We start from the raw sequence: 11,433 nt of genomic DNA on the forward strand, positions 1-11,433 counted from the left end.
GCGGCCTCCTGCTCAGTCCAGGTGCGCGCGGGCGCTCTGGGTGATCCTGGCCACCAGGTCGGCGGCCGAGACGTCGTCGTCGGCGGTGTCTGTCCCTTGTGGAGCGATGTCGAGTTCGCCCGCGAGGTGCCCGACGAGCTCGTCGAGGGTCGGGTGCTTGAAGACGACGGTGGGCGGCAGCCGGAGTTCCAGCGCCGCGCACAGCCGGGCGTGGAACTCGACAGCCATCAGCGAGTCCATGCCCATGCTGAAGAAGCCCTGCTGACGGCCGAGTTCCGACCGGGCGCCGAGCACGTCGCGCAGGATCTTCTCGACCTGTTCGCCCAGGAAGCCGGTCTTGTCCGTGGCGGTGTTGATCTCGTCGAGCAGGGACGGGCCGGTCGGCCGGGTCTCGGGTTCCACGCCGAAGAACGCGGGCGGGAGCGCGCTGGCGGCGGCCAGCCTGGGCCAGTCGGCGTCGACCACCGCGACCGCCGGGATCTCGCTGGTGGCCAGGTCGACGGCGAGCCGGGCACCCCGGTCCGGGGAGATCATCCGCAGGCCGGAGGACTCGTGGGCGGCATCCTCGTCAGCCGCCATGCCGATCCCGGACCACGGGCCCCACTCGATCGCGACGCCGGGCAGGCCCTTGGCGCGGCGGTGGGCCATCAAGCCGGTGAGGAACGCGTTCGCGGCGGCGTAGGCGCCGGAGCCGAAGGTCGGGACGATCGCGGCGAGCGACGAGAACGCAACGAAGAAGTCCAGGTCCTTGATTGCCTCATGCAGGTGCCAGGCGGCGTCGACCTTCGGCGCCAGGACCCTCGCGAACCGCTCAGTGGTCTGCTCGGCCAGGATGCCGTCATCGAGGACTCCGGCGGCGTGGACGATCCCCCTGGGGCGGTGGACCCGGACCAACTCGTCCACTGTGGACCGATCGGTGATGTCGCCGGGGTGGATGTGGAAGGTCGCGCCGGTGGTCCGTTCGAGGTCGGCGATCTTGGCCCGCTGCTCGGGGGTGGCGTCGCGGCGGCTGGTGAGGACGAGGTGACCGGCGCCGCGCCTGGCCAGTTCCCCGGCGGTGCGCAGGCCGAGTGCGCCGAGACCGCCGGTGACCAGGTAGTGCCCGTCGCGCCGCAGGTCGACCTTGCCGGTGATCGTGGCCGGGGCGAGCTTGGGGGTGTGGTGGACGCCGTCGCGGATGACCGTGAACGGCGCTGTCGTCGTCGGGGCCTCGCTGTCGGTGTCAGTGTCGACGGCGGTGAGGTGGAGTTCGGGGTGCTCGGCGGCGACGGTGTGCAGGAAGCCCCAGAGAGCGGCGTGGGCGGGATCGGTGTTCTCGCCCGGGGTGAGGGCGTGCGCGTGCCGGGTGACGACGTGCAGCCGCTGGGGTTGGTCCTGCGCCAAGGCCAACAGGTCGGTGACCAGGCGGTGGGTGTGGGCCGCCGGATCGCCGGCGGTGGGCTCGGCGGTGTAGCGGATGGCGTCTTCAGTGGTGGTCTGGGCGGTCGTCGGTTCCCAGACGACCTGGTGCAGCCAGTGCGCGTCGGTCGTGGTTTCCGGGGCGAACCAGTGGCGGTCTCGCTGGAACGGGTAGCCGGGCAGGTCGACCCGGTCGTGGTTACCGGTGAACGCGGGCCAGTCGATCCGGGCGCCGCGCACGTACAACTCGGCCACACCGGCGGCCAGTTCGACGCGGGTCTTGCGCAGGCTCGGCAGCCAGGCGTGGTCCCCGGTCAGCACCGCGCGGCCGAGGCCCAGCAGGACGGGCTGTGGGCCGATCTCGACGAATGCGTCCACGTCACCGAGGGCGCGCAGGCCGTCGGCGAACAGGACCGGCTCCAGCGCCTGCCGCACCCAGTAGCCGGGATCGGTCAGGTCGGTGTCCAGGCGGCCGGTCACGTTCGCCGCGATCGGGATCTTCGGTGGCGCGAAGGTGATCGACTCCACGACCTTGGCGAACTCGTCCACGATCGGCCGCATCAGCGGTGAGTGGAACGCGTGCGAGACCCGTAGTTCACGTCCGGTCACGCCCTGCTCGGCCAGTGTCTTCGCGGCCGCCCGAGCCTGGGTGCCGTCGCCGGAGATGACGATCTCGGTGGGCCCGTTCACCGCCGCCACGCTGACCAGGGGGTACTCGGCGACAACCCGGTCGACGAGATCATGCCCGCCGCGCAGGGAGATCATCACGCCGCCATCGGGGAGGGCCTGCATCAGCCTGCCCCGGGCCATGACCAGCCGCAGCCCGTCGGCCAGGGAGAACACCCCGGCGACGCAGGCCGCGACGAACTCGCCGACGCTGTGCCCGAGCACCGCGTCCGGCACTACACCCCACGACCGCCACAACTGGGTCAAGGCGTACTCGACCGCGAACAGCGCCGGTTGGGCGTGCTCGGTGCGATCCAGGTCCGGGCCGTCCAACAGTGACCACAGTGGACGGTCGAGGAGTTCGGCGCACTCGGTCAGCGCGTTGGTGAACACGGGGTGCTCGACGGCCTTGCCCATGCCGGGGTACTGCGAACCCTGTCCGGTGAACAGGAACGCGACCTTGGGCGCGGACGGCGCGTACCCGGTGACGGGCGTCCGGGTCGCCAGGTCGGCGGTGGTGTCCGCGACGATGGCGGCCCGGTGCTCGAAGTGGCTGCGCCTGGTGTTCGCGGTGAACGCGATGTCGGCGAGCGCGGCCGGGGAGTCCTCGGCGAACTTGGCCAGGTTCGCCTGTGCGGCTTGGAGAGCAGTAGGTGAGGCCGCCGAGAGCGTCACCACGTGTGTGGACTGCTCGGGCCGGGCGGCTGCCGTGGGCTCGGCGGCGGCCAGCACGATGTGGCAGTTGGAGCCGCTGAACCCGAACGAACTGGCCCCGGCGACCCGGCGCTCGTCCGGCCACGGCTGGACGGCGGTCGGCACGGTGATCGGCAGCGACCAGTCGACGAACGGGCTGGGCTCGGTGAAGTGCAGGTTCGGCGGGATCACCCCGTACCGCAACGCCAACACGGTCTTGATCACCCCCGCGATGCCCGCCGCCGACTCCAGGTGCCCCAGGTTCGACTTGACCGCGCCCAGCACCAGCGGCCGGTCCCGCTCGCCGAACACCGCGCCCAGCGCGCCGGTCTCGATCGGGTCACCCAGGGCGGTTCCGGTGCCGTGCGTCTCGACGAACCCGACCTCGCCGGGCCGGACACCCGCGTCCCGCAGGGCATCGCGGATCACGACCTGCTGCGACGGACCGTGCGGCACGGTCAGGCCACTTCGCCTGCCGTCTTGGTTGGTCGCGCTGCCGAGGACCAGGGCGAGCACGGTGTCGCCGTCGCGTTGGGCGTCGGAGAGGCGCTTGAGCACGATCATGCCGCAGCCTTCGGCGCGCACGTAGCCGTTGGCCGTCGCGGCGAACGGCTTGCACCGGCCGTCTGGGGCCATCATGCGTGCTTTGGAGAGGCTGATGGTCTCGTGCGGGGTAAGGATCTGGTTGACCCCACCAGCCACGGCAACGTCACACGCGCCCGACCGCAGATCCCTTACCGCCAGATGCACGGCAACCGACGACGACGAACACGCCGTGTCCACCGACAACGACGGCCCGGTCAAGCCGAGGAAGTACGAAAGTCGACCGCTCGCGGTGCTGGTAGTGCTTCCGGAGCTGAAGTAGCCGTCGATGCTGTCGTCGCCGTGGACGACCATGGCCTCGCGGTAGTCGACGTTGCTGATGCCGACGTACACGCCGGTCCGCTCGGTCAGGTCCCGCACCGGCATACCCGCGTGCTCGAACGCGCGCCAGGCGACCTCCAGGAGCATCCGCTGCTGCGGATCGATGCTCGCGGCCTCCCGCGCCGAGATCCCGAACGCGGCCGTGTCGAACCCGCCGGGGTTGGGCACGAAGCCGCCGTGTCGGGTGTTCATCTTCCCCGGGCGGTCGGGATCGGGGTCGTAGTAGGCGTCGATGTCCCACCGGTCCGGCGGCACCTCGGTGATGGCATCCCCGCCTTCCACCAGCAGCCGCCAGAACTCGTCCGGCCCGTCCGCGCCTGGGAAACGGCAACCGATCCCGACCACGGCAACCGGCTCCGGCGCGCGCGCCCGAGCCTGCTTGAGGTCGGTCTCCAGTTCCTCGATTCGGGCGAGTGCCCTGCGCAGCAGCGCGTCGTAGTCGGTCACGGCGCGCCTCCGGACAGACCGAGCTTGGCCGCCAACAACTGTGCGATGGCGTCCGTGTCGTTCTCGTCGATTCCCAGCACTTCGGCGAGGTGGTCGGTGAGGCTCGACAGGGTCGGGTAGTCGAACACCACGGTCTGCCCGAGGGACTCGCCGAGCGTTGTCTGCAGCCGGTTGCGCAGCTCGATCGAACTGAGCGAGTCCAAGCCGAGCGCGAAGAACCCCGCGTCCGGTCCCAAACCGGCGTCTGTGCCGATACTGCGCACGACCTGGTCTCGTACCTCCGCCGCGAGCAGTTCCCGTCGACGTTCCGGGGCGGCCGCGTCGAGTCGCGCGCGGAAGGTGTCGCTCTTAGCCGGTTGCGCACGCTGGAACCGGGACAGGACAGGGGCTACCGCGTCTTGGTGGCTGAGGAACCTAGGCCAGTCGATGGGCAGCACGGCGAACACGCCCTGTGTGCCCAAGAGCGCCGTTAGGGCGGCCAAGCCGTCGTCGGTGGGGATGACGCCCTCGCCAAGGCGGACGAGCTTGTCGGTGAGGTTCAGCCGGGCGCTCATCCCGGTCTCCGCCCACGAACCCCACTGCACGGCCAGCGCGGGCAAGCCCCGCGACCGGCGGAACGCGACCAACCCATCGAGGAAAGCGTTTGCGGCGGCGTAGTTGCCCTGTCCGGGCGAGCCGAGCGCGGAACTGACCGACGAGAACAGCACGAAGAAGTCCAGCGGAAGCTCGGCGGTCAGCCGGTGCAGGTGCCACGCCGCGTCCGCCTTGGGACCCAGTACGCGCCGGAAGCGGTCGGGAGTTTGCTGGGCGAGGACACCGTCGTCCAGGACTCCGGCGAGGTGGAAGACGCCACGGAGGTTGTCGACACCGCTCAGGAGGTCGGCTACAGCGGACTCGTCGGAGACGTCGACCGCGACCGTCCGCACCTCGGTGCCCGCCGCGCGCAGTTCGCCCAGAACGTGCTCGGCCTCGGCGCCCGGGGCGCGGCGACCGGCCAGGACCAGGTGCCGGGCGCCCAGTCGGTGCAGCAGCTTGGCGGTCTCCAGGCCGAGCCCGCCCAGGCCGCCGGTGATCAGGTAGGTCGCGTCCGGGTGGAACTCGGGAGCATGCTCGGGGGCGGGCACGCGGGCCAGCCGCGCTACCAAACGGGTCGTGCCCTGGTAGGCGACCTGGTTCTCCGGTGAGGCCAGCTCGTTCAGCACGACCGCAGTCGGGGTCGTGTCGTCCAAGTCGACCAGGGTGAGGTCGAGGTCGGGGTACTCCAGGTCGATCACCCGACCCAGGCCCCACAGAGCCGACTGCGCGGGGTCGGACACCGCGCGCTGGGCGCCCCGGGTCACCACGACGAGTCGTGGCGCACGGGAACCCAGGTCTCCCAACGTCCGGACCAGGTCGAGCAGGGGAGCGGCGTGGTCGACGACCGTACCTGCGGACTCGGCCGGCCACGCGGCGACGACGGCGGTCCGGCCCGGCGCCAGTGCCCGGACCCGAGCGAGGTCGACCTCGTCGCCGAGGGACGTGAGACCGCCGATCACCAGTGGCCGCTCGGTGGCGGCGGGCTCGGCGGGAGCCTCGGTCCACTCGGTCTCGTAGAGCCAGTCGTGCCAGGCGGCGCGACCGAGCATGGCCTGACGGTTGGCCAGCTTGAGGAGGATGCCCTCCATGGTCAGGACCAGGCGACCGTCGACGTCGAACAGGTCCACGTCGCCGTGCAGGGTCTCCGGGGTGTCGCCGTCGCTCGGCCGCAGCCGCGCGTGGCACCAGGCCCGGGTGCCGACCTTGGCGTGCAGGGTCAACCGGTCGACGCCGACCGGGACATAGGTGCGGCGGCCGTACTTCTCCGGATACGTGACGGTCAACGCCAGGAAACACGCCTCCAGCAGGACCGGGTGGACCCGGTGCTGGGTCTCACCGCGCAGGGCTTCCGGGAGCGCGATTTGCGACAGGCAGTGGGTACCGTCCCGCCACAGCTTCTCGGTGGCCCAGAACAGCTCGCCGAGGTCGATCTCGCGTTCCCGTTCACCCTGGTAGATCTCCTCGACCGGGACCTCGGTCGCGAACCGCTTGCGCAGGCTCTCCAACGACTCGACGTCCAACGGGTCCGTGGCATCGGCGAGCGCGCCGGACGCGTGCAATGTCCACTTCGGACCGTCGATGCGGGAGTGGATGCGCAGTCGGTGCTCAGAGTTTTCGGGCAAGAGCGCGATCTGGACTTGGCGGCGGGTGTCGGTGCTGGGGAAATCCATGGCGCGGTGCACGAAGAAGTCCCGGACCACGGCGCTCTCGGTGCCGAACGCCTCGTGGTGCGCGGCGAGCGCCGTCTCCAGGTAGGCCACCCCGGGCATGACGATCGACTGGAACACCCGGTGATCACCGAGCCAGGGCAGCGTGTTCGGCCCGAGCGTCGTCTGGAACCGGATGTCGTCGCTGTCGGCCATGTCCAGTCGGGTCCCGATGAGCGGGCCACCTGTGGGGATTGACTCTTGCTGCGCGGGTGGGTCGATCCAGTACCGCTGGCGCTGCCACGGGTAGGTGGGCAGGGCGACCTTGTGGTGCTCGCCGGGCTTGTAGACGGCGGTGAGGTCGATATCGATCCCGGCCATGAACAGCTCGGCGGCACCGCGCAGCAACTGCTCGTGGTGGTGGTCCGGCCGCAGACTCGTTACCAGCAGGGCGTTCTCGGCTTGTGCGCTGATCTGGGACAGCAGGGTCGGCTTGGGGGACAGCTCCAGGAAAACGTCCACACCGGACTCGACGAGCGTGCGCACACCGTCGCCGAACCGGACCGGGCGCAACACGTGGTCCACCCAGTAGTCCGCCGTCGCGATCTCCGGGCCCGCTGGCGCGCCGGTCGCGTTCGACACGACCGGCAACGTCGGCTCGTTGAACTCGACTTTCGCCGCGACCTGGGCCAGACCGTCTGGCACGGAACGCATCAGCGGGGAGTGGAAGGCGTGCGACACCACGAGGTCACGGATTCGCACGCCACGGCGGGTCAGCTCGGCGGTGATCGACTCGACCTCGGCGGCCCGCCCGGAGATCACCGTCGACCCGGGAGCGTTGACCGCCGCGATCGACACGAACTCGGCGTGCTCGGCGATCAGCTCGGCGACCGTGGCCTCGTCGGCCGCCACCGCCACCATCCGACCCGGCTCGTCGACCGCCTGCATCAGCCAGCCACGGATCGCCACCATCGCCAGCGCGTCACCGAGGGAGAACACACCAGCCAGGTGCGCGGCCACGAACTCACCCAGGCTGTGCCCGATCAGCACATCCGGCCGCACCCCCCAGGACTGCCACAGCCGGGCCAGCGCGTACTCCACGGCGAACAGGGCGGGTTGCGCGTTGGCGGTCTTGTCGATCTCCTCGCCCGCGAGGATGGCGTGCAGGTCGGCGAAGGCGGACAGCTCCTCGGCGCACTCGTCGATCGCGGTCCGGAACACCGGCTCGGACTCGTAGAGCGCCTGCGCCATGCCGACGTACTGCGCGCCCTGACCGCCGAACACGAACGCCAACCTGGACCGGTGTCGTCTATCCACAATAGACTGAAGTTCCGCGACCGCCTCGCCTGGTGTTGACGCCACGACGGCGAACCGGTGCGGGAACACCTGACGTCCGGTCGCCGCGGTCGCGCAGACATCGGCCAGGGACTGCCCGGGGTGGTCGGTGAGGTGCTGGACGTACCTGGATGCCAGCTCGCGCAAGGCTTCCGGTGTGCGGGCGCTCAACGCCAAGAGGTGGGGACCCGGCCGGTCCGGCAGTTCGCCGCGCTCCGGGGCCTGCTCCAGCACGACGTGGCAGTTGGTGCCGCCCATGCCGAATGAACTCACCCCGGCCCGGCGCACCGCCGAGTCCCACCGGGTCGGCTCGGTCGCCACGTGGAACGGGCCGAAGTCGATGTCCGGGTTGGGTGTCTCGAAGTGCAGCGTCGGCGGGATCGTGCCGCGCTGCACGGCCAGCGCCGCCTTGACCAGACCCGCGATGCCCGCGGCCTCGTCCAGGTGACCGATGTTGGTCTTCACCGACCCGAGCGCGCAACTGCCCGCGGGCAGTGGACCGTCTACTTGGAACGCCTCGGTCAGCGCGGCCACCTCGATCGGGTCGCCCATGGCGGTCCCGGTGCCGTGCGCCTCCACGAACCCGATCGAGCTCGCGGCCACCCCGCTGTCGGCCAGCGCGTCCGCCACCACCTCGGCCTGCCTGCGCACGCTCGGCGCAGTGAACCCGACCTTCGCCGACCCGTCGTTGTTGACCGCCGACCCCTTGATCACCGCGATCACCCGGTCGCCGTCGACCACCGCCGCCGACAACGGCTTCAGCAGCACGACGCCCAGCCCGTTGCCGAACAGCGTGCCGTCCGCCGCCGCGTCGAAGGCCCGGCAGTGACCGTCACGCGAACGGACCATGCCTTCCTCGTACAGGTAACCGCCGTGCTGCGGCACGATCAGCGACACGCCACCGGCCAACGCCAGGTCGCTCTCACCGGACCGCAGGCTCTGACACGCCAGGTGCACCGCCACCAGGGACGTCGAACACGCCGTCTGCACCGCCATGCTCGGGCCGCGCAGGTCGAGTTTGTAAGAGACGCGGGTAGGCAGGTAGTTGCGGTCGTTGCCCAGCTTCAGTTGGAACTGGGCCATGTCCGCCTCTATGAACGGACCGCCCGCCGTCGGTGTCAGGTTGTTCACCAGGTACGTGCTGATGCTCGACCCGGCGAACACCCCCACCGAACCCAACTCCGGACCCGGTCGGTAACCCGCGTCCTCGAACGCCTCCCACGCGCACTCCAGGAACAGGCGCTGCTGCGGGTCGGTCGTCGCCGCCTCTTTCGCGTTGACATCGAAGAAAGCCGCGTCGAACAGATCGATCCCGGACAGTGTCGCACCGGCCCGGACGTGGTCGGGGTGCGCGCGCAGTCCCGGATCGACCCGGTCGAGTTCGTCTTCGGTGAGCGCGGTGACGGATTCCACCCCGGTGCGCAGGTTGTGCCAGAACGACTCGATGTCCCCCGCGCCCGGGAACCGGCCCGCCATCCCGATGATCGCGATGTCGCCCGTGTCATGAGGGTCACGGCGCCGTTCCCGGCGGCGTGGGGCGGATGGCGTACCGCGGGCGTCCAGATGGGCGGCGAGCGCGCGGATCGTGGGGTGGTCGAACAGGTCCACCAACGAGAAGGCGTCGCCGAACCGCTCGGCCAGCGCCCGGCGAACCGCGACCAGGTGCATCGATGTGCCGCCGACGTCGAAGAAGTTGTCGGTCACCCCGAGCTCGTCGATGCCCAGCACCGCGCGCCACACTTCGGCCAGGCCGCGCTCGGTGCCGGTGCGCGCGTCCACCACCGGATCGTCCAACAGCCGCTCGAAGTGCCCGGGTGGCAGCAGGGCGCGGCGGTCGGTCTTCCCGCTCGCGGTCAACGGCATGGCTTCGAGCAACTCGTACACCTCGGGCACCAGTTGTCCCGGCAACCGCGCCGATGCGTGACGGTGCAACCGTTGCGGCAGGCCGGGTTCGGCCGAGCGGGGCACCACGTGCGCGACCAGCCGCTGCTGACCGGCGACCTCCTGGGCGAGCACCACGACCTCCCGCACCTCGGGGTGCTCCTGCAGGACGGCCTCGACCTCGCCCGGTTCCACCCGGACCCCGCGCACCTTCACCTGGTCGTCGGCGCGGCCGAGGTGGTCGACCGTCCCGTCCGGCAGCAGCCGGGCGAGATCGCCGGTGCGGTAGAGGCGCCCGGGGCCGAAGGGGTTGTCGAGGAACCGCCGCGCCGTCAGCTCCGGACGGTTCAGGTAGCCGGACGCGACACCGGCGCCCGCGATGTACAGCTCGCCGACCGTTCCGGCCGGAACCGGCGCACCCGCGTCGTCCAGGATGTGCACGGCCACACCGGTGATCGGCTTCCCGATCGGGACCGACGTCGGCCACTCGCGCGGGTCACCGTCCAGCGTGTGCGCGGTGGCGTCCTGGAACTCCGTGGCCCCGTAGTGGTTGTGCAGCCGGGCACCGCCGGTCCGCGTGAAGAACCGCGTGAGCGCGGGGGTGATCCGCAGCCGCTCGCCGGTGGTCAGGACTTCCCGAAGGGGTAGTGCTGTGTGCCCGTTCGCCGCGTCCGCGAGCTGGGTGAGGGTGGCCACGGGGGCGAACAGCCGCTCGATGCCTTGCCGTTCAAGGAACTCCGCCAGCGCGAACGGGTCCCGCCGGGTCGGTTCGTCGGCGACCACCAGCGTCCCGCCGAAGCAGAGTGTGGAGAAGATCTCATGGAAGGAGAAGTCGAAGCTGACCGCGCACACCTGCGCCGTGCGCAGCCGGTTGCTGCCCGGTCGGGTCCGCTCGTGCCACCACAGCAGGTTGACCAGCGATCGGTGCGTCATCGGGACACCCTTGGGGCGACCGGTCGATCCCGAGGTGAAGATGGTGTACGCCGGACTGTCCAGGTCGACCGGAACCGGTTCGCGTGCCGTGCTTTCCGGGGTTTCCGCGTGTGCTTCCGCCGATGCCACCCACTCGTGGTCGACCACCAGTGTGGTCGCCTCGAACGGTGGAACCCGGTGTCCGTCGGTGACCAGGACCGTGATGTCCGCGTCGTCGGCCAGGCCGCGCAGCCGCTCGTCCGGATCGGCGGGGTCCATCGGCACGTAGCAGCCGCCCGCCTTGAGCACGCCGAGCATCGCCGCGAACAGCTCCGGTCCACGCCGCAGCGCAAGGGCGACAACGGAACCCGGCCCGACACCCACCCCGTGCAACCAACCGGCGATCCGTTGCGCCATCCGGTCGAGTTCCGGGTAGCTCACTTGGCGGTTGCCCACCACCACGGCGGGACGCTCGGTGTGCACGCGCTCGACCAAGCCGTGCACTGTGATCAGCGGCACAGCGGCGCGGTCGACCCGGTCGTTCATGTCCTCAAGCCCCCAACGAACGTGCACGAGCGGCGGGACTGGCCAGCCGCGACCGACAGCGAGGGTGTCAAAGGGCGAAGAAAACTCCCACCCCGGGTTTCGACTATACCTACGGATCGGCCGAGTTCTACTCCCTCGCGAGTGGAACAACTCGGCGATCGCGCGCACCCCTGCCGCACAACCGCCCCGTTGAGGTACTGTCGGTCCCAGTCCCCGTGGAGATGGGGGCCGTTGTTTGGCGCGGGGAGGATCGTTCACAGTGGACCGCACCGACAAATCCGGCAATACCCGCCCGGGGTGTCGGTGCTGGGCCGGTGACGGCGCCTTGTGCGCGACCACCTGGGGTTGACTCACGCGATTTCCCAGCCCGTCGGGGCGGTGCAGCGAGGGGGTTGAATCGGTAGTGGCC

The 11,433-nt window shown here is 70.5% G+C and carries 2 protein-coding genes; both read right to left on the reverse strand.

What is annotated here, in order from left to right:
- Positions 1-12: 12 nt before the first annotated feature.
- Positions 13-4,128, reverse strand: a complete 4,116-nt coding sequence (locus H504_RS38545; protein ID WP_051385657.1) for a type I polyketide synthase — start codon at positions 4,126-4,128, stop codon at positions 13-15.
- A complete protein-coding gene (locus H504_RS34085; protein ID WP_051385658.1) occupies positions 4,125-11,024 on the reverse strand; it encodes a type I polyketide synthase in 6,900 nt (2,299 codons plus the stop codon). Before H504_RS34085 ends, H504_RS38545 begins: the two co-directional genes overlap by 4 nt.
- Between the last annotated feature and the right edge of the window lie 409 nt (positions 11,025-11,433).

Origin of the sequence: Actinokineospora inagensis DSM 44258 (assembly GCF_000482865.1) — a bacterium.
Lineage (GTDB): Bacteria > Actinomycetota > Actinomycetes > Mycobacteriales > Pseudonocardiaceae > Actinokineospora > Actinokineospora inagensis.